Genomic DNA, 19,565 nt, shown 5'->3' with positions numbered 1-19,565 from the left:
CGCATTGTGACTGGCCAGGCTGTGCGCAAAAGCCGAAATGGCGTGGAACGCATGAAAACAATGTGGTCACGGGTACCGCCGGCGCTGCAATTGCTGCAGGTCTTTCGCGCTGCTACCGGCCGTCAAATGCGCAGAAGTCCGGATGGTGGGATCATCGTCAAATCAGCAGTCGCTGTCTTTGGTTGATAAAGGCCCGATACATTATGCGACTTTGGACGTCCAGAACGAGAACATTCATCGAAAATCGGATGCTCTTCCAAGGCGCACAAACGGAAATGGCCGCGGAAATCCACGACCATTTCGCATCATCGGTGCACACGCTCTAGGAGTTAGACAGCCTCCTCAAATGCTGCTGAAAAAACAGCTTCAAATCACGGAAGCTGTCAAAGCCAAGGACGGTGGCTAGACGTGTAACCGTAGTCGGTGAGACGGAGCAGGCGACCGCGACCGAGCGGGCGCTGCCAAAGGCAACAAGGTCCGGCTTTGCCAGTGCCGTTCGGGCAACCCGCTCAAGCTGCTTCGAAAGTTTGAGAGTCCTGCATGCGCACATACCCCTAAGTTCCGTTACATCACCAGGACGTCTCGTCGCCTCTTTCGCTTTCATGACCGTGTCTCCAAAGTCGTTTCTTATTTCAGCGATACAGGCGCCTTCCTCTCGACGGACTCGATGCAGGCAAGGGCAATCGCGAGTGCATTACGCGCGTCAGCCCCGCCCGGACCTTCAGTCATTTCGCCGCGACGAACGGCTCTCACGAAGGAAGCAAGCTGCGCCGTGTACCCGTGAACGAAGTGCTCTGTGTCACGACGCCAGGTATCGTTGGAGGTACCGTTCTTGTCGAACAGCGTCATGCTTGAGCGGCGCACGTCCCCCATCGTCACCATGCCACCGGAACCGAAGACCTCGCCACGGATGTCATAACCATACATTGCGCAGAAGTTCGCCTCGGCGACGGCAATCGAGCCGTTGTCGAAGCGGATAGTGACGACCGCAGTGTCGTGGAAGCCCTTTTCGCGGAAATCCGGCCGCACAAGCGCGTCGGCAACGGCCATGACCTCGATCGGCTTCGCATTCGGGTTCAGCCAAAGCAGCGTGTCGAAATCGTGGATCAGCGTTTCGTAGAAGATCGTCCATTGCGGGATCTTGGCGGGGTCGGCACCAAACGGACCGGGATCGCGGGTCAGCGAGCGCAGGAGTTGCGGCGCCCCGATCTTGCCGGCATCGATCGCGGCACGTCCTTCCGTGAAGGCTTGATCCCAACGCCGGTTGAAGCCAACCTGGAGTGGCACACCGGCGGCGCGAGCAGCAGCGATTGCCCGGTCGGCCTCCTCAAGGGTCAGCGCCATCGGCTTCTCGCAGAAGATCGCCTTGCCGGCCTCGGCCGCATGCACGAGGACATTGGTGTGGAACCGTGCCGGTGTGGCGATGATGACGGCATCGAGATCCGGGCGGGCAAGGAGGTCTGTGACGTCGGTGTAGGAGCTTTCGACGTCGAGCTTGCCGGCGAGCGCGGCGGCAGCCCCTGGTGCAGGATCCGCTATGGCGACGAGTTCGGCATCGACGAGGCGACGCGCGACGGTCTCACCGTGGAAGGAACCGATGCGACCGGCGCCGATGAGGCCGACATTGACGGGTTTGTTCTTGGGCATGGGTTTGATCCTGTCGAAGTTTAAGAATGTCAGATGGTGAATGCTGCGCGAAAGGCGTCGAGCGCCACTTCAGGGTCGCCGGCGGCCCAGGCCTCCATACCGACCGGGCCGGAATAGCCCATGGCGTCCAGCGCTTTTGCGATGCCGTTCCAGTTGACCTCGCCGGTTCCGGGCTCAAAGCGACCCGGCACATCGGCCACCTGGATCTCACCAATCCAGGGCAGGCACTTGCGGCAGAGTTCGATCAGGTTTCCCTCGCCAATCTGCGCGTGGTAGAGATCGAGATTGAGACGAAGACGCGGGTGGTTGACGCTGGAGACCAGCGCCAGAGTGTCTTCAGCGCGACCGAAGGGGACGCCAGGGTGGTCGACCGGGAGGTTGAGGTTCTCGAGCGTGAAGGTGACGCCTTCCTCTTCAGCCATCTCCACGACGCGGCAGAGCGTGTCGCGTGCCTTCAGCCACATGGCGCCCGTGACGACCTCGACGGGCTGTACCGGCAGGCCTCTGTCTCCAAGGCCCGTGCCGTGAAGATTGAGCCGCTGGACGCCGAGACGCTTTCCGACTTGCGCGGTCTCGCGCGCTGTTCTCAAAAGCACCGCCGCACCCTCGTCATCCGTGAGGCGACCGGTGAGGTAGCCGTTCATGATCGTGAAGGTTGCGCCGGTCGCTTCCAGCTTATCGAGATCATGCTCCGGCCAGTTCCAGAGGCCGACGCCGAAACCCATTTCCTTAAGGCGCGACGCGCGCCACTCGATCGGTTTGTCCCGCCAGAGCATTTCCGCGCAGGCTGCCAGTGGGAAGGGAGAAGTCTTGGGCACACTCATGGTGGGTTCCATACTTTGGACATGACGATGGGTGGAGCGGCGCGAAAGGCGGCGCACCGACAGACTGGAAAGTGAATTCGATCAGATCGTTCCGCCGAGCTCTTCCGACAGGGATTGCAACTCCTTGCCGCCAGCCATCAGGTGCTGGAGCTCGTCGATGCCGATCGCGTCCTTCGTATAGGTGCCGAGCGTCTTGCCGCGATTGAGCACCGTGAAGCGGTTGCCGACCGCATAGGCGTGGCGAACATTGTGGGTGATGAAGATCACGCCGAGGCCCTTGGCGCGGACCTGGTTGATGTACTTCAACACCATCGAGGTCTGGGCCACGCCGAGGGCCGACGTCGGTTCGTCGAGGATCAGCACCTTTGCGCCGAAATAGACCGCGCGGGCGATCGCCACGCACTGCCGCTCGCCGCCCGAAAGCGTGCCGACCGCCTGCTGTGGGTCGCGCACGTCGATGCCGATCTTGTGCATCTCGTCGCGGGTGACGTTGTCGGCCTCATCCATGTTCATGCGCTTGAAGGGGCCGAAGCCGATCAAGGGCTCCCGCCCCATGAAGAAGTTACGGGTCACCGACATCAGCGGGATCATCGCAAGGTCCTGATAGACCGTGGCAATGCCGGCATCGAGAGCGTCGCGCGGGCCGGAAAACACCCGGGGCTGGCCATCGACGAGGAAGTCGCCGGAGGTCGGCTTGTGCACACCGGCAAGTGTGTTGATCAGGGTCGATTTGCCGGCGCCGTTGTCGCCGAGCAGGCATAGCACCTCGTTCGGATAGACATTCATGGACACGCCATTGAGGGCGATGACCGAGCCGAAATGCTTGACGAGGTTCCTCACCTCGACGAGGGGCGTCTGAGATGTGCTCATCAGCGTTCTCCCGTGACGCGTTTGCGGATGACGTTGTTGAAGACGACGGCGGTCAGCAGCATGCCGCCGAGGAAAACGAGGTACCAATCCTGGTCGATCGACGTGTAGGTAAGACCGATCAGCACCATGCCGAAGACGATCGATCCGAAGAACGCGCCGATGGCCGAACCGTAGCCGCCGGTCAGCAGGCAGCCGCCGATGACCGCCGCGATGATCGCCTCGAACTCCTTCTGAAAGCCGCGGCGGGCGTCCGTCGAGCCGGCGTCGAGCACAGTCAGGATGGCGACCAGCGTGGCGCAAAGGGCGGTGACGACGAAGAGCGTCGTCTTGACCCTGGCAACCGGCACGCCCGACTTACGCGCAGCGCGCGGATCGCCGCCGGCTGCAAAGATCCAGTTGCCAAAGCGTGTGCGCAACAACACCCACGTGGCAAGGAGTGCGATGGCGACAAACCACAGGATCTCGACCGGGATGCCCGGAACCTTCGGCGTGCCGTTCGGGAAGGTGTCGATGACGCCCGCCTCCGCAAGCCAGGTGAACAGGCTGGGAAAGGCGTCGCCGGAGAAGAGCGGTGCGAGCGGGCTGCCGGCCACGGCTTCCTTCATGCCGCGAAGTTGGGTTGCGCCGCCGCTCGCCCATTTCAGGCCGACGAGCGTCAGGCCGCGAAGGATGAAAAGAAAGGCGAGCGTAACGATGAACGAAGGGAGACCTGTGCGCATGGTAAGCTGCGCGTTCGTCACCCCGATGAAGACCGCGAAGGCGACGGCGACGAGGATCGCCACACCCAACGGCACCTGCCAGACGACGAGCGCCGTGCCAAAAACAAGACCGGCAAAGGCGACCATCGATCCGATCGACAGGTCGAACTCGCCGCCGATCATCAGGAGCGCCGCGCCGACGGCGAGAATGCCGAGCTGGGCGGCCGGCGCCATGAAGTTTACGATGCCCGCCAACGTAAACATGGCGGGGTTCGCGGTCAGCAGGAAAAAGACGGTTACGAGCACCAGGCCGGCGACGGCGCCGAGCTCGGGACGTCGTAGAATTCCGGTTAATGTCGATACCTTCTTCAGCCGCTCGTCGGATCTGGCAGCAGACCCGTTCTGTTCGTTGGCGAGGGTCATGGTCGTACCTCAGCAGTATAGTTGTTATCCGTGCGCGATCCGTCCCGTTCACGCTGTGCGCGGAGCGGTCGGGCGATGAGGGCAGCTCCCGCCGGAGCGAGAGCTGCCACGGATCCGCCTAGCGGATGCCCTGGGAGGATTTTTCGATAACGGATGCGGCCGCATCCTTTTCGACGAAGCTCGGACCGGATGCCACGTTGCCGGCCGGAATGGTTCCGTAACGTGCATTGAGTGCCAGGAACGTCACCGGCAGATAGCCTTGCAGGTAGGGCTGCTGATCGATCGCAAACAGCGCCTTGCCGTCGGCAACGGACTGGAGAAAGCCTGCCGAGAGGTCATAGGAGGCAACCTTTACCTTGTCGCCAACACCCATCTTCTCGACGACGACGACGGCGCGCTCGCCGACGAGCGGGGCGGACAACCCGAGCACCAGGTCGATCGACGGGTCGGAAGTGAGTGCCGCCTGGATCTTTGCCTCGATCTCGGCCGGGTCGGCGGTGGTCGGCAGGATCGTCATCTTACCACCTTCAAACCCCTGCTCCGTGCCGGCGCAACGCTGGTCAAGTGCGGCATTGCCAACTTCCTGGTTCACGCAGAGCACGTGCTTGAGGCCGAGCGACTTGAGCTTCGCGCCCACTTTGATCCCAGCCGGAAGCTCGTCCTGGCCAACATGCAGCTTGATACCAAGCTTTTCGGCTGCAGAGATGCCAGAGTTCATCGAAATGACCGGGATGCCCGCGGCAACCGCCTTCTCGATTGCCGGACCGAGCGCGTCCGGATCCGGGTTCGAAATCACGATGCCGGCAGGGTTCTGGTTCACGGCAGCTTCGATGAGCTGCGCCATCGCCACCATGTCGAAGGTCTCGGGCGCGCGATAGTCGACCTGGACGTTGCTGTCCTTGCCAGCCTGCATGATGCCGTTCTTCACGATTGACCAGAACGGATCGGAGGCCTGCCCATGCGTCACGGCGATAATCGTGGGCTCCTGAGCTTTCGCGCTCATGGCGGTTGTGGTGGCGACGCCGAATACGACCGCGCCGAATGCGAGCTTCTTCAGAATGGATTTCATTTGTTCCTCCTCCAGTCGCCAAACCCTCCACAGGATGGCGAGAATAACGATTGCTACCGGGTGCAATTCTTTTGCTACCGGGTGCAAACGGGTGCATATTACGCAGAGATGATTTAAAAGCAAGCATTCATTTCATCTGAAATTAGGAATAGAATGTACATTCCATTTCACAGGGGGCTCCATGCGCAAACGGGCGACGGCGAAAGAAGTGGCGGATGCCGCAGGTGTTTCGAAGTGGACGGTCATACGGGCGTTCACTCCGGGCGCGTCTATCGCCGAGGAAAGCAAGCGCAAGGTTCTCGAAGCGGCCGCAGCGCTCAACTACTCGCCGAACTTGCTTGCCCGCAGCCTCGCGACGAATTCCACCAATCAGGTGGCCGTCTTTGTCGATGACTTTTCCAACCCTCAGAAGTTGCCCTTCCTCGAAACATTGACCGAGAGACTGCAGGCCGAGGGGCTCGTCGCCGTACTGATCAATATCAACACCCACTTTGACCATGTGCACGCGCTGCTTCACGCCGACCAACGCCAGGTCGATGCCGTCATCCTGTTCGGTACGGCGTTTCGCAGCGAGACGCTGAGCGATCTGCAATTGGGCCGGGGGACGCCGCCCATGTTCGTGCTCGCGAGAGATAGCCAGATCGAGGGCGTGCCGGCCGTTGTGTGTGATGCCGAACTGGCGCTGCGGGAGATCGTCGATCATCTGCACGAAAGGGGATACCGCCGGCCCGGCTTCATGACGGGCGCGACAGCTCTCTCAACCGCCCTGAGGCGACGGCAGCACTTCGCCGACTTCTGGAAGCAGAAGGGTGTCGACGAGATCGCGGTCCTTTCAGCTGAAAAATACAGTGCAGAAGCCGGAGCCGTAGCGGTCCGCAGCTATCTCGAACAGACCGCCCGCGCCGACCGGGTCGACGTTCTGATGTGCGAAAATGACATCCTGGCGCTCGGCGCGATGGATGAGATCCGCAGCCGTTTTGGTTTGCGGATCCCCGAAGACATCGCCGTTGTCGGTTTCGACAATTACGAATTCTGCGGATCGCCCGCCTACAGCCTCACCACCTACGAGCAGCCGCGCCAGGAGATGATCCAGGTCATCGTTGGGATGATTGCGGGTCGGCTGGAGCCTGAGACGGTGACACTGCCAGGCACCCTCGTGATCCGCACCTCCACTTAAGGCGCCTTCATTTGCGGGGTCCTCGTCTATCAAGGTAGGCGAGCACCCAGCGTCCAAAATACCTACCTCTGAGGAGAAACCATGATGTCTCAGGGCCCTGATCGGCAGGGTGCGAGGCGGCAACCGGTATCGTTTCTATGGCCCCAGAATTCTCTTCATTGACGCCCGCTGCATGGAACGCGGCGTCAGGCGATTTGAAAATGCAACGATGTTGTTCATGACCCCGGCAATCACGGACGCCTGCCCTTGTGATAGCGCTCGGAGACCGGTCACGGCGACGGGGCGGGGCTTCATCGTCAGAAAGCGCAGCATGGGCGAGACGGGAGCGCCTGCTGCTGCATCGAATCCCGTTTCGGTATGCCCCGGGCAAAGACTGGTGACGATCACCCCTTGCGGACGAAGTTCGTCGTGCAGAGCTTCTCCAAAGGCCAGCACATAAGACTTCGTCGCGGCGTAAGCAGCAAACGTGGGAACAGGTTGGAACGCCAAGAGACTAGCAATGAGAAGGATCTGCCCGGATCCTCGGGCTGCCATGTCTCGCCCGAAAACATAGCTCAGCTCGGTGAGCGCGGTGATGTTGAGCTGAATCATATCGGTTGTGCGCTCGAGCGGCGTTTCCAGAAATTCGCCGTGCAATCCGTATCCGGCATTGTTCACCAGGATGTCGATCTGTAACGCCCTCTCATCCAGGCTGCTTTTCAGACGGGCAGCGGCTCCAGGCGCGGCGAGATCGATTGGCTCAACAAGGATATCGACGCCATGTTTCCGGCGAAGGTCCCCGGCGAGCTTTTCCATTGGCTCCCTTCGCCGGGCAGCGAGCACGAGATTGACCTTCTGCGCCGCCAGCAGCTCGGCAAATTCGAGCCCAGGGCCGCTTGATGCGCCTGTGATGAGGGCCCGTTTCCCCGAGGGGGCATCCAAGTTTTCAACAGCGGAGATTTGTGTTCCCGTATCAGCGGTGTGTTGCATCTGTTTTCCTTTCAATTAACTGGGCCATGCCTCCCGCAACTGCCATCAGGTTTCTGCGCGATATACGTGGGCGTGTTGTTGGACAAACTCCCGAACGCCGAGGGGCGGCCCAGGTACGTTCTCCAGGGCCCACAATACGAAGCGGGTCTGAGCTTCGAGCTCATCCTCCACATCCTCACCACCGCCAATCCGTTGCTCTATGAGGCCCGGGTGAACGAACGAGACAATCGCTGCCATGACGCACCGAGCAGCATCACCCGCATCACCGCTTTTAAGTTCCCCGGCCTCCAAGCCCTCACGAATGGTCGCTTCAAATATCCTCGTCATTTCATCGAAGTACCACTTTGCGACTTCCCACTTGCCCTCTATGGCGGCGACGAAAAGCTCGTGACTGTGCCGTTCTTCCGCCAGTTGCAACTGCGTATGTCGATGAAGAGCGGCAAACATCCCAGCAAGCCTGCTGCCTGCTGGAGCGCCTTTTTTCGAGATTTCGCGCGCAACGTCGAGGGTCCTGTTGGCGATCTGGGCGCAAACACTCTCATTTATTGCCGCTCTCGTGGGAAAAAAGCGGTACACGTTCGCTCGGCTTACACCCAGGTTGAACGCTATGTCAGCAACTGTTGTCTTGCGATGGCCGATACGGCGAATGTGCTCTTCCGCGACATCCAGAATAAGCCTGCGCCACCGTGCCAAAACCACACCGTCCGAATTCCTGGAAAATACCTCGAGCGCTTGACTATTCGGCTTATGTTCCCCGGACGCCCAATGGGCGTCCCGGGTCATCGATGCTGAGCCGCTGTCTTTTTCCTTCCCAGGGTCGCCCAGGCGCGTGCATAGACTGGACATGAGGGTCACTCCGCCGCAATCGCCAGTTTAAGGTTGGGAGCCTCCTCCCCGGACTGCTGATGCGACTCCCTCTTAGGCGGCTTGATGCGGAACCAAGTTGCGTAAAGCGCTGGGAGAAACAGCAGAATCATAACCGTTCCGACGGCTGTGCCGCCGATCAGCGTGTAGGCCATTGATCCCCAGAAGACCGAGTGCGTCAGCGGAATAAAGGCGAGGACGGCAGCAAGGGCGGTCAGGATGACGGGCCTTGTTCTCTGCACGGTCGCTTCGATAACCGCATGATAATCATCCAGACCAGCCGCCTGGTTCTCCTTGATTTGTTCCGTCAGGATCAAGGTATTGCGCATGAGGATGCCAGCGAGGCCAATCAGGCCCAGGATGGCGTTGAACCCGAAGGGCTGATTGAACAAAAGCAAAGCCGGAACAGCACCCGCGAGCCCGAGCGGCCCGGTGAGCATCACCATCGTCATGGTCGACAGGCTACGTACCTGAAGGATGATGACGATGAGCATGGCGGCAATCATGGCCGGGAAAATCTGCACGAGTGCCACGTTTGCTTTCAGTGACTCCTCGATGTTGCCGCCCATCTCGATGCGGTAGCCCACAGGCAAAGAGGCGATCAGCGGCTGAAGCGCCTTCAGAACCTGCTGCGATACTTCCGGCGGCTGGGTCGCTTCGTTGATGTCAGAGCGGATGGTGATGACCGGAGTGCGGTCACGGCGCTTCATGATCGGCTCTTCGAAGCGGATCTCGGAGTGGCCGATCTGATCGAGCGGGACCGGCCGTCCATTCCTGCTCATCAGCGAGAAGTCCGCCAGCCTCGAAGGATCGAGCCTGTTTTCACCGGCGCTCCGCGCAACCACGGGGACGTTACGAATGTCTTCGCGCACTTGCGTGATCGGCACCCCGCTGAGCAGCAACTGCATCTGTTGGGCAGCCTCGGCGGGAGAAAGGCCAATAAGGTTGAGCCGGTCCTGATCGGGAACGAAGCGCAACACAGGCGTGCGATTACCCCAGTCGCGGCTCGCCTGACGAACGTCCGGCACGGTCTTCATGATAGCAAGAGCTTGTTCGGAGATTTGGTACAACTCATCCGGATCCGGGCCCATGATGCGGAACTCGACAGGAAACGGCGTGTAGGGGCCGAAGACGAGCTGCGTCACCCGCACAAAGGCTCCCGGTGCCAAGCCGCTGGAAACTGCCTCACGCAGGCGATGCTTTAATGCTTCGCGTCCATGCGCATCGGGAGTCAGAACGACGATCTTTGCAAATGCCGGGTCTGGCAGTTCAGGTGCCATTGCAAAGAAGAAGCGCGGCGCACCCTGGCCGATGTAGCTGGTGGCGATTTCCGTTTCAGGCTGTTCCCTTAGCCAGCCTTCGAGTTTCTCGACCGTTGCAGTGGTCGTCTCGATGCTGGTTCCTTCCGGCAGGCGCACTTCCACCAGAACCTCCGGACGATCCGACGTCGGGAAGAACTGCTGCTTCACGGAGCCCATGCCGACGACCGAGACAGCCATCACGACGCCGACGAGACCGCAGGTCAGGAATTTGTGACGGACTGCAAACTCGATCGCGCTGCGAAGGCGCTTGTAGTTCGGGGTATTATAGATGGCGTGGTGACCGCCCTCGACCGGCTTGATTGCAGGGAGCATCTTGACGCCGAGGTAGGGTGTGAAGATCACCGCGACGATCCAGGATACGATTAGAGCAAACCCGACGACCCAGAAGATGTTGCCGGCGTATTCGCCGGCGGTGGATTTGGCAAAGCCGACTGGCATGAGACCGATGATCGTCACGAGTGTGCCCGACAGCATCGGGGCGGCTGTATGGCTCCAGGCGTAGGCGGCCGCCTTGATACGGTCCATGCCCTCTTCCATCTTCACCACCATGACCTCGATAGCAATGATGGCATCGTCGACGAGCAGGCCGAGCGCCAGGATCAGGGCACCAAGCGTGATGCGGTCGAAGAACCGGCCGGTTTCCAACATGATAAGAAAGACGACTGCGAGCGTCAGAGGCACGGCAAGTGCCACCACAATGCCGACGCGCCAGCCGAGAGCGACGAGGCTAACGAACAGAACGACGCCAAGGGCCATCGCGAACTTGAGCATAAATTCGCCGACCGCCGCGTCGATGTTGACGGCCTGATCGCTGACCTTCGTCAGTGTTATACCAAGCGGCAGGCTCTGCGCAATTGTCGCGGACCGCGCTTCCAGCGCCTTGCCGAGTTCCAGCCCGTTCCAGCCCTGCTGCATCACCACCCCAAGCATGATGGCGGGCTCGCCGTCATGGCGAATGACATAAGTGGCCGGGTCCTGATATCCGCGGCGCACCTCGGCGAAGTCCGACAGCTTGAGGACGCGTCCGGCCGCGACGATCGGTGTATCGGCAATCGATTCGACGCTGTCATATGCACCATCGAATCGGATAAAAACTTGGGGGCCCTGCGTATCAATCGATCCCGCCGGGGTCACGGTATTGCGCCGTTGCAGGGCAGCGGCGATGTCTTGCGCCGAGATCCCAAGGGTTGCCAGCTTGGAATAGGAGAACTCGACGAAAATCTGTTCCGGCTGCTCGCCGAGAATGTTGATCTTTTTCACGCCAGGAACGTGAAGCATGTCCTGGCGGATCGTCTCGGCCTGTCGCACGAGGTCGCGCATCGCCATGCCCTTTGCTTTCAAGGCATAAAGGGCGAAGCTGACGTCGGAATATTCGTCGTTGACAAAAGGACCAATGACGCCGGGGGGAAGATTTCGAGCTTCATCGCCGAGTTTTTTGCGCGCCTGGTAGAATTCCCCCTCGACTGCCGACGCCGGGGTGTTGTCCTTGAGCGTGACCGTCAGGAAGGCGTAACCCGGCCGCGTGGTTGTTTCCACACGATCGTACCAGGTGAGTTCCTGGATGCGCTTTTCGAGCGGTTCGGCAACGAGATCCTGCATTTCGCGCGCGGTCGCGCCCGGCCAAACGGACGTAACGGTCAGCGTCTTGATGGTGAATGACGGGTCTTCGGCTCGGCCCAGCTTGACAAAGGCATAGGCGCCGGCGGCGGCCAGCAGGACGATGAAGAACAGGGTGACGGCTCGCTCACGGACGGCAAGCGCGGAGAGATTGAAGCTCATCAGTTTGCCACCTCTGCTTTTTCCACGCCGGTGCGCACGCTTGCGCCGTCTCGAAGCAAATGCGCTCCAAGGGCAACGATCGCTTCCCCGGCCGTCAGGTTCGAGACGATGGCCTTCTCCTCGCCGATCCGCTCGACCTTCACTTCCCGGAAATGAACGCTGGAACTCTGCTCATCCAAAACCCAGACACCTGTGCGGGCGCCGTCGTCCAAAAGCGCGCCAACGGGAACCTCGGCATGGGACTGTGCCGCTTCGTTCTGCAGGCTTATCGTGACGGTTGCCCCCAAGGGCGCAGACGCCGCAGAACCCTGCAATACCCAGCGCGTTTCATAGGTACGGGTTTGAGGATCGGCGGCATCGGAGATCTGCCTGAGCGCCGCCTTTTCGGCCGGGCTCCGGCCATAAATGGTGGCCTGCGCTACGGCACCAATCTCAGGCCTGAGATTTTCAGGCAACCAAACGAGCGCCTCGCGAGGTCCTGCCTTTGCCAGCCGGACAACCGGCTGGCCTGCTGAGACCACCTGCCCCGGCTCGCCCAAAGTCTCAACGATCGTGCCATCCGCGTCCGCGACGAGAACCGCATAGGCCGCCTCATTCTCGGCGACCTTCGCTTCTGCTTCCGCCGCAGCGAGCTGGGCAGTCGCGGTATCGAGCGCTGCCTTCGACTGTTCGTATCTCTGCGGAGACGCTGCCAGGCCGTTCTTGACGAGGACAGCATACCGCCGCTCGTCGGCCTGCACCTGAATGAATGTTGCCTTGGTCGCAGCAACGGCATTGCGCTTTGCCGACAGAGCGAGACGCAGGTCGGTGTCGTCAACCCGCATCAGCGGCTGCCCGGCTTTGACTTCTTCGCCAAGGCCGACAAGTCGTTCGACAATCTTTCCGGGGACTCGAAAGCCGAGATCGCTTTGCACCCGGGCAGCAACTGTGCCGGTGAAGCTTCGGCTGGCTGTGTCGGGGGTCTTGACCTTCGTCACGCTGACGAGCGGAGCCAGACTGCGGGGATCCGCGGCCTCGGCTTCCTTGTTCGTCTGCGGGAGCAACAAAATCGCAGCGGCGACCCCGACGAGGGCGACCACTGCCACGGTTGAGAGGAGGATTTTTCGCTTCATGACACTGGCCTTCTTGACGGTGGCGGCATAATTCTTAGATTGCAATCTAACTCTAAAAGAATTATAGATGTCAACTGAAATCTAAAAGGAACGATCATGAGAGTCAGTCGCGCCCAGGCCGAAGCGAACCGAGAGACAGTCATCAACGTCGCCAGCAGGCTCTTTCGTGAGCGCGGCTTCGATGGCATCGGCCTTAAGGATTTGATGAAAGGTGCCGGTCTCACCCAGGGCGGCTTCTATAAGCAGTTCGAATCCAAGGATGATCTGGCAGCGCTTGCGTCGCGGCGAGCGATGGAATGCGCGACCCGCAGATGGTCCTCGGTCGCTGCCTCGAGCCCGGATCCGCTCCAAGGCGTCATCGATCTTTATCTTTCGGCAGGACACCGCGGGGAAACCGGAGACGGCTGCCCACTGGTCGCCCTTGGATCCGATGCTGCTCGCCAGAGCGTCGACGTCCGCAAGCCGTTTCAGGACGGGATCAAAGCCCACCTGCAGGTTATCGAAGAGCTGTTGCCGGCCAGCGGTGACGATGACGATGCGCCCCGCAAGGCCATGGCGATGCTCGCACTCATGGTTGGCGCGGTCACTCTGTCGCGCATCGTGACGGACGAGAAGGTGGCAGACCGTCTGCTTGAAGCAGCAGCGGCTGAAGCAAAACGTGTCGCGGCCCCGGAGGCGGCCGAGTAACGACAAGTTCTCAACCGGTTCAGCATCCGCTGTCCGCGAGTTCGCGGTTTTATTTCTGGAGTCATCATGCGTCGTGTCGTCGTAACAGGAATGGGGGCGGTCAGTCCGCTCGGTGCCAACGTCAGCAGCTCTTGGAGCCGCCTGTTGGCGGGCAAGTCTGGCATCCGCCGTCTTCCTGAAGAGGTCGTCGGCGATCTGCCCGCCAAGATTGGAGGTGTTGTCCCTTGCCTGGAAGAGGATGCCGAAGCTGGCTTCGATCCTGACAGCGTCTTGCCGCCAAAGGATCAGCGCAAGGTCGATCGGTTTATCCTCTTCGCGTTGGCGGCGGCAGACGAAGCCCTTGCGCAGGCACAGTGGCAACCTGTCTCGGAAGAGGGCCGCCTCAGAACGGCAACGATCATAGCCTCCGGGATCGGAGGCTTTCCAGCGATCACGGACGCGGTACGAACTGTCGACCAGAAAGGGCCGCGGCGCCTTTCGCCCTTCACCATTCCATCGTTCCTGGTCAACCTCGCGGCAGGCCAGGTATCCATCCGACATGGCCTCAAAGGGCCGCTCGGCGCTCCGGTGACAGCATGTGCGGCGGGCGTCCAGGCAATCGGCGACGCGGCCCGGATGATCCGGGCGAACGAGGCGGACATTGCCGTCTGCGGCGGAACGGAAGCGTGCATGAACACCGTAAGCCTCGGCGGGTTCGCCGCCGCCCGGGCTCTTTCAACCGGGTTTAACGACACCCCTGGGCTCGCCTCCCGGCCGTTCGACATGATGCGTGACGGCTTCGTAATGGGTGAAGGTGCGGGCGTCCTGGTGATCGAATCCCTGAGCCACGCTTTGGCGCGTGGAGCGCAGCCGCTCGCCGAACTGGTAGGCTATGGAACGACGGCGGATGCCTATCACGTGACTTCCGGTCCTGAAGACGGATCAGGCGCCGCAAGAGCGATGCAAATTGCCATCAGGCAGGCGGGTATTTCCGCGCACGAGATCCGACATCTCAACGCTCACGCCACGTCGACCCCGCTCGGCGATCGAGGGGAAATCGAGGCGATCAAGACAGTGTTCGGTTCCACAGCAGGGATAGCGGTCAGTGGCACGAAGTCCGCGACCGGGCACCTCCTCGGCGCTGCAGGTGGGCTGGAAGCAATCTTCACTATCCTGGCACTCAGGAATCAGGTCGCACCGCCAACGTTGAATTTGAACGCGCCCGATCCCGCTGGCGACGGAATCGACTTTGTCGCGAACAAGTCCCGGCCGGTTCAGATGGACTATGCAATTACCAACGGATTTGGGTTCGGGGGTGTGAACGCGAGCGCCCTGTTCCGGCGTTGGAGCGAATGACCGGCCTAAACAGCACAGGTCCGGACGATGACGCGCTATAAAACCCGCTCTTCGGGGTGGCGACGCTCAGGGGTGCCAGAAGCATTCTCGTGTCGATCGCGGCCCGTCGGGAACTGACGTTGTTCGACGTCTACGAGGCAGCGCGGTGCCTCCGCGATCAGGTCGACGCGAATCCAGAAATCACTCTGGGCGCCTATTTGATGAAACTCTCGGCGAAAAACTAAAGATTTCGATCGTAGCGACCGGGCTCAGGCGGTCGGCGGATGTGGTGATCCTGGCGGAGCACGCGCAGAAGCCCGCTTCCATTCACGCTCTGGGATAACAACAGGCTTGAAAGTCGAACGAGCCAGTCGAGCATCATAAACATCAGAGGTAGCAGCATGCTAAAACGCTTTTTTGAAAAGTGGAGAGAATGGGAAGAAGCCCTCGCCGGAATCGATGATCTTCAGGGGGAGGTTATTCTGAACCTTGAACGACGTGTTACCCGACTCGAGAAAGAGCTGGCCTCGTTGGGCGCGATACCGCCGCGCGGGGATTGAGCGCAGCGCATCTTCCACAAAGGCCGAGCGAGTTGACGTGGTTAGGGATTCAGCGCGCTGTTGAGATCATGCAGCCCGACCATCAGCATCATGGGATCGGACGGTGAAGGCAGGAAGCCGACCGCCTCATAGAAGGCTCGCGCATCATCGGAGATCGCATGCACCAGCAAGCCGCGGATGCCGAGAACTTCAGCGGCATTGAGCAGACGCAGGCCTGCGTCGCGCACTAATGCCCTGCCGATGCCCCGCCCCTGATAAGTCTGGTCGATGGCGAGGCGGCCGAGGACGGCAACCGGAATCGGGTCGGGCATGTTGCGCCGGAAACGGCCAGGTGCTTCCGGCTGCTTCACCGCTCCGGAGGCGAGCGCATAGTAGGCGATGACACGGTTGCCCTCGCACACGACGAAGGTGCGCGATGCGCCGCCGGCCTGATTTGCGCGGGCACGACGACGCAGCCAGTCATCCAGCTCAGAGACGCCGGAATGGAATTCGGTCAGTTCGTGATGGTCGGCAAGTGGTGCCGGTGCGCTAAGCGTCACGCCTCATCCCACGGCGCTTTGGTCGTCATGGTGCGTTTCAGGCGTTCATTAGGTTGCGCGGGCGCATCGAGGCGGGCAAGGTACTCTGCAAAGATTTCGGGGTTGACCGTGAATATGGCACGGTCGAGCAGCACTTCCTCGGCGCGGCGCTCGGACGCCTCCAGCATGAAATCCGTGCGCGTCTTCCCAAGCAACTCGGCGGCACGGTCGATCAGGTTGCGTGTCGCCGGCTTAATGCGGATATTCAGCGGCACGCTGGCTTCCGGGCTTTTACTGGTGTGTGACGTGGGCATGGAAACTCCTATCTTCACCCCATATAGCGTAATGACACCATCTTTACAAGCATTGTAATGATATTGTCGTTACGTGCTCCTGCTGTTGCGTGCTCGCTGCCCTCATTGAGTCGCCTTGAACGGAATCGAACCGGTGACGTAGCATCATCGCGCTCAATGGTTTTGTCATTCTACATCGACCAGAGATTCGATAGCGGAGCGTGCACAAACTACGACCGATGCGCTCACATTCCTTCAGCCATCACATCCCCTGCCGCCTTCATCTTCTGAATCAATGAGTCCTGACCCCAGCTGTCGAAATTGCCAGCCCGCGAAAGCGATCGAACCGCCCCACATCATTTCCGATGCGATAGACCGTTGATCCGGAATGCGCGCCTCGACACCTTCCATAACGAAAGTCCGGCGTGGCCCAGGCATCAGCCAGACCATTTAGCCTTAAGGATTCGCGGCCAGGGGCACGAATAAGCCGAGCTTAATGTCCCGAAGCACCACATTGGTATGCATGCGCCGGATCTGCGGGTTTTCCGCCATGATCAGGGCGGCGATGTCGTCATAATGCTCGACGTCGCGGGCGGTGACGATCGCGATCAGATCGACCGCGCCGGTGACGTAATAAACTTGCTGGATATGATCCTGCTTCTCCGCCCAAACACGAAACTTCGCCAGCGCGTCGTAGTTGTCCCGCTCGATCTCCATGCCGACGATGAACACCATCGATGTTCCCGTCGCCTTCCTGCCGACGACGGCGACCTCGGCCTTGATGATCCCCTCCTCGCGCAGCCGCTTCAACCGCCGCTGCACGGCCGAGACCGACAGGCCGATCCGCTCGGCAATCGCTTCGGCCTTCAGCTGGCAGTCGCGCTGAACGATATCGAGAATGTCGCGGTCAAAACGATCCAGTTGTTCCATTGTCCTGTCCACTTCGAACTCTTCGCGCGGCTGCATTCTGCCGTATCCGCCGCGCGGAAAAGATTATTTTGCATAGAATATGCAAAAGAGATGGAAATTGCGCGAAAAAACCGCGCAAATTGTCATTATCCTTCGCAGCTTCAGTTCAGCCGGACCCACGCATGTCGGATCAACCCTTTCCTGCTCTTCGCGTCGAAGATCTCCATAAAAGCTTCGGCTCGCAACAGGTTCTCAAGGGTATCTCGACCGAGGCTCACAAGTCCGATGTCATCTCCATTATCGGCTCGTCGGGTTCTGGCAAGAGCACCTTCCTCAGATGCATCAATTTTTTGGAAACGCCCGACCGCGGACGTATTGCCGTCAATGGCGAGGAGGTCGCGCTGAAACCCGGCCGCGGCGGGCGGCTGCAGCCGCAGAGCTGGCGGCAGATCGAGCGGCTACGGACGGGGCTTGGGATGGTCTTTCAGAGCTTCAATCTCTGGGCTCATAGAACCGTGCTGGAAAACGTCATCGAGGCGCCGGTGCATGTCATGGGCGTTCCTCGCCGGGAGGCGATCGAAAAGGCCGAAGTCCTGCTCCACAAGGTTGGGCTCTTCGATAAGCGCGATGCCTATCCCGCCTTCCTCTCCGGCGGCCAGCAGCAGCGCGCGGCGATCGCGCGGGCGCTCTGCATCGATCCTGCCGTCATGCTATTCGACGAGCCAACATCGGCGCTCGATCCGGAGCTGGTCGGTGAGGTCCTCAAAGTCATCCGCGATCTCGCGGAAGAAGGCCGGACCATGCTGATCGTCACGCATGAAATGCGCTTCGCCCGAGATGTCTCCAGCCGCGTCCTCTTCCTGCATCAGGGATTGATCGAGGAGGAAGGCCCGCCCGAGCAAGTCTTCGGCTCGCCCGTCAGCGCCCGCTGCCGGGAATTCACCCGTCTCAGCGCCAACTGATGCGCATCCATCATCGATAGCACACGAACCAGGAGAATCCTGCAAATGAAACTGCTTCCCATGCTTTTCTCCGGCGCGGCCCTTGCGCTTTCCGCCGTCACCGCGCAGGCCGAAGTCCGCTTCGGCGTCATGAACGAATCCTATCCGCCCTTCTTCGCCAAGGACGCCTCAGGTGAGTGGCACGGATGGGAAATCGATCTAATGAACGCCGTCTGCGAAGAGATGAAGGAGAAATGCTCGATCGTCGACATTTCCTGGGATGGTCTCATTCCGGCTCTCCAGAGCAAGAAGTTCGACGTGATCTGGTCATCGATGTCGAACACCGCAGAACGCTCGAAGGCGATCGACTTCACCGACAAGTATTACAACACGCCGAGCACATTGATCGGCCCCAAGGACCAGAAGCCGGGCGCCACCGCCGAAGACGTGAAGGGCAAGACCATCGGCATCCAGGTGTCGACGATCCAGTCTGAATATTACAAGAAGTATTTTGCAGGCGCCGCCGAGGAGAAGACCTACCAGACCCTCGACGAGGCTTTCCAGGATCTGGCCTCCGGCCGTATCGACTACGTTTTCGGCGATTCCCTGGCGCTCGATGCGTTCCTCAAAAGCGACGGCGGCAAGGATTGCTGCTCCAAGATGGGAGACGTCGCCGACGACAAGGAAATTCTTGGAGCCGGCGTTTCGGGCGGCTTGCGCAAGGAAGATACCGAGCTGAAAGCCAAGCTGAATGCAGCGCTCGCCGCGGTTCGGGCCAACGGCCAGTACGACGCCATCACCAAGAAACACTTCGACTTCGACATCTACGGCGCGAAGTAAGCGGTCCGGAAGATGGCGACCACGCAACAAGGCATTCTGGACCTGCTGTCTCCCTATCCTCCGGGATGGGGCGGTGTTCTTCTGGCAGGTGCGGTCTCCACGGTCGCCATCTCGGCCTGCGCCTTCGCGGTCGGCCTTTTGCTCGGCACGGGCGGCGCGCTCGGAAAACTTTCCGGCAACCGCGCACTTCGTCTGTTGCTCGATCTCTACACCACGGTCATCCGCGCGGTTCCCGAGCTGATCCTGATCGTCGGGCTCTATTATGCCGGCACCGACGGCCTCAACCGGCTGCTGGCGGCATTGGAACTGCCGCCGATCGATGTGAACGGTTTTGTCGCGGCGGTCGCCGTGCTCGGCTTCGTACAGGGCGCCTATATGACGGAGGTGCTGCGCGGTGCGATTCTCGCCATTCCCACGGGTCAGATCGAGGCGGCCAAGGCCTTCGGCATGGGGCCTGCGGTAAGGTTTCGCCGCGTCCTGCTGCCAGCGCTCTTGCCGAACGCGCTGCCGGGGCTTGCCAATCTGTGGATGTCGATCACCAAGGACAGCGCGCTGGTCGCGGTCGTCGGCTACCAGGAACTGGCGCTCGCCACCCGCCTCGCCGGGGCAAGCACCAAACACTATTTCGTGTTTTTCCTCGCTTCGGCCTTTCTCTACCTCGTCATCACGCTCGTTTCCAACGTCGCCTTCAAGCTGATCGAGGGGCGGGTGCGGCGGGGACAGCCGCGCCTTGCCTGAAGAAAGCGCCC

The 19,565-nt window shown here is 60.6% G+C and carries 19 protein-coding genes and 1 pseudogene; 7 read left to right on the top strand and 13 right to left on the bottom strand.

What is annotated here, in order from left to right; translation table 11 throughout:
• Window positions 1–186, top strand: a pseudogene (locus tag BC363_RS33425) (IS1595 family transposase); the annotation flags it as partial.
• Between the two features lie 136 nt (window positions 187–322).
• Here the strand turns inward: BC363_RS33425 and BC363_RS09965 are convergent.
• The 6 genes from BC363_RS09965 to BC363_RS09940 form a co-directional block, all read right to left on the bottom strand.
• Complete coding sequence (locus BC363_RS09965; RefSeq protein ID WP_244519832.1) at window positions 323–550, bottom strand: transcriptional regulator; 228 nt, start codon at window positions 548–550, stop codon at window positions 323–325.
• Between the two features lie 77 nt (window positions 551–627).
• The gene (locus BC363_RS09960) at window positions 628–1,647 is read right to left on the bottom strand and encodes a Gfo/Idh/MocA family oxidoreductase (RefSeq protein ID WP_065785402.1); all 1,020 of its coding nucleotides are present in this window, start codon (window positions 1,645–1,647) and stop codon (window positions 628–630) included.
• A gap of 29 nt (window positions 1,648–1,676) precedes the next feature.
• Entirely contained in the window at window positions 1,677–2,471 is a 795-nt protein-coding gene (locus BC363_RS09955; protein WP_065785403.1) for a hydroxypyruvate isomerase family protein, read from the bottom strand.
• An 81-nt stretch (window positions 2,472–2,552) separates the two neighbouring features.
• Window positions 2,553–3,341: an ATP-binding cassette domain-containing protein gene (locus BC363_RS09950; RefSeq protein WP_065785404.1), complete on the bottom strand. Its 789-nt coding sequence runs from the start codon at window positions 3,339–3,341 to the stop codon at window positions 2,553–2,555.
• Window positions 3,341–4,462, bottom strand: a complete 1,122-nt coding sequence (locus BC363_RS09945) for an ABC transporter permease (protein ID WP_065785405.1) — start codon at window positions 4,460–4,462, stop codon at window positions 3,341–3,343. The genes BC363_RS09950 and BC363_RS09945 overlap by 1 nt, the downstream gene beginning before the upstream one ends.
• A gap of 118 nt (window positions 4,463–4,580) precedes the next feature.
• The gene (locus BC363_RS09940; protein ID WP_065785406.1) at window positions 4,581–5,531 is read right to left on the bottom strand and encodes a sugar ABC transporter substrate-binding protein; all 951 of its coding nucleotides are present in this window, start codon (window positions 5,529–5,531) and stop codon (window positions 4,581–4,583) included.
• A gap of 181 nt (window positions 5,532–5,712) precedes the next feature.
• Here BC363_RS09940 and BC363_RS09935 point away from each other — a divergent pair, with 181 nt between their 5' ends.
• Entirely contained in the window at window positions 5,713–6,708 is a 996-nt protein-coding gene (locus tag BC363_RS09935) for a LacI family DNA-binding transcriptional regulator (protein ID WP_065785407.1), read from the top strand.
• Window positions 6,709–6,843: 135 nt separating this feature from the next.
• Here the strand turns inward: BC363_RS09935 and BC363_RS09930 are convergent, their stop codons facing one another.
• From BC363_RS09930 to BC363_RS09915, 4 genes are read right to left on the bottom strand one after another with little or no spacing between them, the layout of a single operon-like run.
• Window positions 6,844–7,677 carry an SDR family oxidoreductase gene (locus BC363_RS09930; RefSeq protein ID WP_065785408.1) on the bottom strand — a complete coding sequence of 278 codons (834 nt, stop codon included), beginning with the start codon at window positions 7,675–7,677 and terminating at the stop codon, window positions 6,844–6,846.
• A gap of 45 nt (window positions 7,678–7,722) precedes the next feature.
• On the bottom strand, window positions 7,723–8,523 hold the full coding sequence (locus BC363_RS09925; protein ID WP_141690270.1) for a TetR/AcrR family transcriptional regulator: 801 nt from the start codon (window positions 8,521–8,523) through the stop codon (window positions 7,723–7,725).
• Window positions 8,524–8,528: 5 nt separating this feature from the next.
• The gene (locus BC363_RS09920; protein ID WP_065785409.1) at window positions 8,529–11,642 is read right to left on the bottom strand and encodes an efflux RND transporter permease subunit; all 3,114 of its coding nucleotides are present in this window, start codon (window positions 11,640–11,642) and stop codon (window positions 8,529–8,531) included.
• Window positions 11,642–12,754 (bottom strand): efflux RND transporter periplasmic adaptor subunit, encoded by a 1,113-nt coding sequence (locus tag BC363_RS09915; protein WP_065785410.1) that lies wholly within the window; start codon window positions 12,752–12,754, stop codon window positions 11,642–11,644. The genes BC363_RS09920 and BC363_RS09915 overlap by 1 nt, the downstream gene beginning before the upstream one ends.
• A 96-nt stretch (window positions 12,755–12,850) precedes the next feature.
• Here BC363_RS09915 and BC363_RS09910 point away from each other — a divergent pair, with 96 nt between their 5' ends.
• The gene (locus tag BC363_RS09910) at window positions 12,851–13,441 is read left to right on the top strand and encodes a TetR/AcrR family transcriptional regulator (RefSeq protein WP_065785411.1); all 591 of its coding nucleotides are present in this window, start codon (window positions 12,851–12,853) and stop codon (window positions 13,439–13,441) included.
• 66 nt (window positions 13,442–13,507) lie between these two features.
• A complete protein-coding gene (gene fabF / locus BC363_RS09905; RefSeq protein ID WP_065785412.1) occupies window positions 13,508–14,776 on the top strand; it encodes a beta-ketoacyl-ACP synthase II in 1,269 nt (422 codons plus the stop codon).
• Between the two features lie 580 nt (window positions 14,777–15,356).
• Here the strand turns inward: fabF and BC363_RS09900 are convergent.
• The 3 genes from BC363_RS09900 to BC363_RS09890 form a co-directional block, all read right to left on the bottom strand.
• A complete protein-coding gene (locus BC363_RS09900) occupies window positions 15,357–15,854 on the bottom strand; it encodes a GNAT family N-acetyltransferase (protein ID WP_065785413.1) in 498 nt (165 codons plus the stop codon).
• Window positions 15,851–16,147: a DUF1778 domain-containing protein gene (locus BC363_RS09895; protein WP_053249433.1), complete on the bottom strand. Its 297-nt coding sequence runs from the start codon at window positions 16,145–16,147 to the stop codon at window positions 15,851–15,853. Before BC363_RS09895 ends, BC363_RS09900 begins: the two co-directional genes overlap by 4 nt.
• 435 nt (window positions 16,148–16,582) lie before the next feature.
• On the bottom strand, window positions 16,583–17,056 hold the full coding sequence (locus tag BC363_RS09890) for an Lrp/AsnC family transcriptional regulator (RefSeq protein ID WP_065785434.1): 474 nt from the start codon (window positions 17,054–17,056) through the stop codon (window positions 16,583–16,585).
• 161 nt (window positions 17,057–17,217) lie between these two features.
• Here BC363_RS09890 and BC363_RS09885 point away from each other — a divergent pair, with 161 nt between their 5' ends.
• The 3 genes from BC363_RS09885 to BC363_RS09875 are packed head-to-tail and all read left to right on the top strand — an operon-like array spanning window position 17,218 to window position 19,554.
• Window positions 17,218–17,997 carry an ATP-binding cassette domain-containing protein gene (locus BC363_RS09885; RefSeq protein ID WP_065785414.1) on the top strand — a complete coding sequence of 260 codons (780 nt, stop codon included), beginning with the start codon at window positions 17,218–17,220 and terminating at the stop codon, window positions 17,995–17,997.
• A gap of 45 nt (window positions 17,998–18,042) precedes the next feature.
• Window positions 18,043–18,816: a transporter substrate-binding domain-containing protein gene (locus BC363_RS09880; RefSeq protein WP_065785415.1), complete on the top strand. Its 774-nt coding sequence runs from the start codon at window positions 18,043–18,045 to the stop codon at window positions 18,814–18,816.
• Window positions 18,817–18,828: 12 nt separating this feature from the next.
• Window positions 18,829–19,554 (top strand): ABC transporter permease subunit, encoded by a 726-nt coding sequence (locus BC363_RS09875; protein ID WP_065785416.1) that lies wholly within the window; start codon window positions 18,829–18,831, stop codon window positions 19,552–19,554.
• Window positions 19,555–19,565 lie beyond the last annotated feature (11 nt).

Origin of the sequence: Ensifer sp. LC384 (genome assembly GCF_001695865.1) — a bacterium.
Classification (GTDB): Bacteria; Pseudomonadota; Alphaproteobacteria; order Rhizobiales; family Rhizobiaceae; genus Ensifer.
This window is presented reverse-complemented; position numbering and strand designations above follow the sequence as displayed.

Excerpts from the sequence above, each read along its gene's own strand:
- BC363_RS09920 (WP_065785409.1), bottom strand. The coding sequence starts at position 11,642 with ATGAGCTTCAATCTCTCCGCGCTTGCCGTCCGTGAGCGAGCCGTCACC.
- BC363_RS09935 (WP_065785407.1), top strand. The coding sequence starts at position 5,713 with ATGCGCAAACGGGCGACGGCGAAAGAAGTGGCGGATGCCGCAGGTGTT.
- BC363_RS09950 (WP_065785404.1), bottom strand. The coding sequence starts at position 3,341 with ATGAGCACATCTCAGACGCCCCTCGTCGAGGTGAGGAACCTCGTCAAG.
- BC363_RS09925 (WP_141690270.1), bottom strand. The coding sequence starts at position 8,523 with ATGTCCAGTCTATGCACGCGCCTGGGCGACCCTGGGAAGGAAAAAGAC.
- BC363_RS09915 (WP_065785410.1), bottom strand. The coding sequence starts at position 12,754 with ATGAAGCGAAAAATCCTCCTCTCAACCGTGGCAGTGGTCGCCCTCGTC.
- BC363_RS09955 (WP_065785403.1), bottom strand. The coding sequence starts at position 2,471 with ATGAGTGTGCCCAAGACTTCTCCCTTCCCACTGGCAGCCTGCGCGGAA.
- BC363_RS09875 (WP_065785416.1), top strand. The coding sequence starts at position 18,829 with ATGGCGACCACGCAACAAGGCATTCTGGACCTGCTGTCTCCCTATCCT.
- fabF (WP_065785412.1), top strand. The coding sequence starts at position 13,508 with ATGCGTCGTGTCGTCGTAACAGGAATGGGGGCGGTCAGTCCGCTCGGT.
- BC363_RS09945 (WP_065785405.1), bottom strand. The coding sequence starts at position 4,462 with ATGACCCTCGCCAACGAACAGAACGGGTCTGCTGCCAGATCCGACGAG.
- BC363_RS09890 (WP_065785434.1), bottom strand. The coding sequence starts at position 17,056 with ATGGAACAACTGGATCGTTTTGACCGCGACATTCTCGATATCGTTCAG.
- BC363_RS09910 (WP_065785411.1), top strand. The coding sequence starts at position 12,851 with ATGAGAGTCAGTCGCGCCCAGGCCGAAGCGAACCGAGAGACAGTCATC.
- BC363_RS09885 (WP_065785414.1), top strand. The coding sequence starts at position 17,218 with ATGTCGGATCAACCCTTTCCTGCTCTTCGCGTCGAAGATCTCCATAAA.
- BC363_RS09895 (WP_053249433.1), bottom strand. The coding sequence starts at position 16,147 with ATGCCCACGTCACACACCAGTAAAAGCCCGGAAGCCAGCGTGCCGCTG.
- BC363_RS09940 (WP_065785406.1), bottom strand. The coding sequence starts at position 5,531 with ATGAAATCCATTCTGAAGAAGCTCGCATTCGGCGCGGTCGTATTCGGC.
- BC363_RS09930 (WP_065785408.1), bottom strand. The coding sequence starts at position 7,677 with ATGCAACACACCGCTGATACGGGAACACAAATCTCCGCTGTTGAAAAC.
- BC363_RS09960 (WP_065785402.1), bottom strand. The coding sequence starts at position 1,647 with ATGCCCAAGAACAAACCCGTCAATGTCGGCCTCATCGGCGCCGGTCGC.
- BC363_RS09880 (WP_065785415.1), top strand. The coding sequence starts at position 18,043 with ATGAAACTGCTTCCCATGCTTTTCTCCGGCGCGGCCCTTGCGCTTTCC.
- BC363_RS09965 (WP_244519832.1), bottom strand. The coding sequence starts at position 550 with ATGTGCGCATGCAGGACTCTCAAACTTTCGAAGCAGCTTGAGCGGGTT.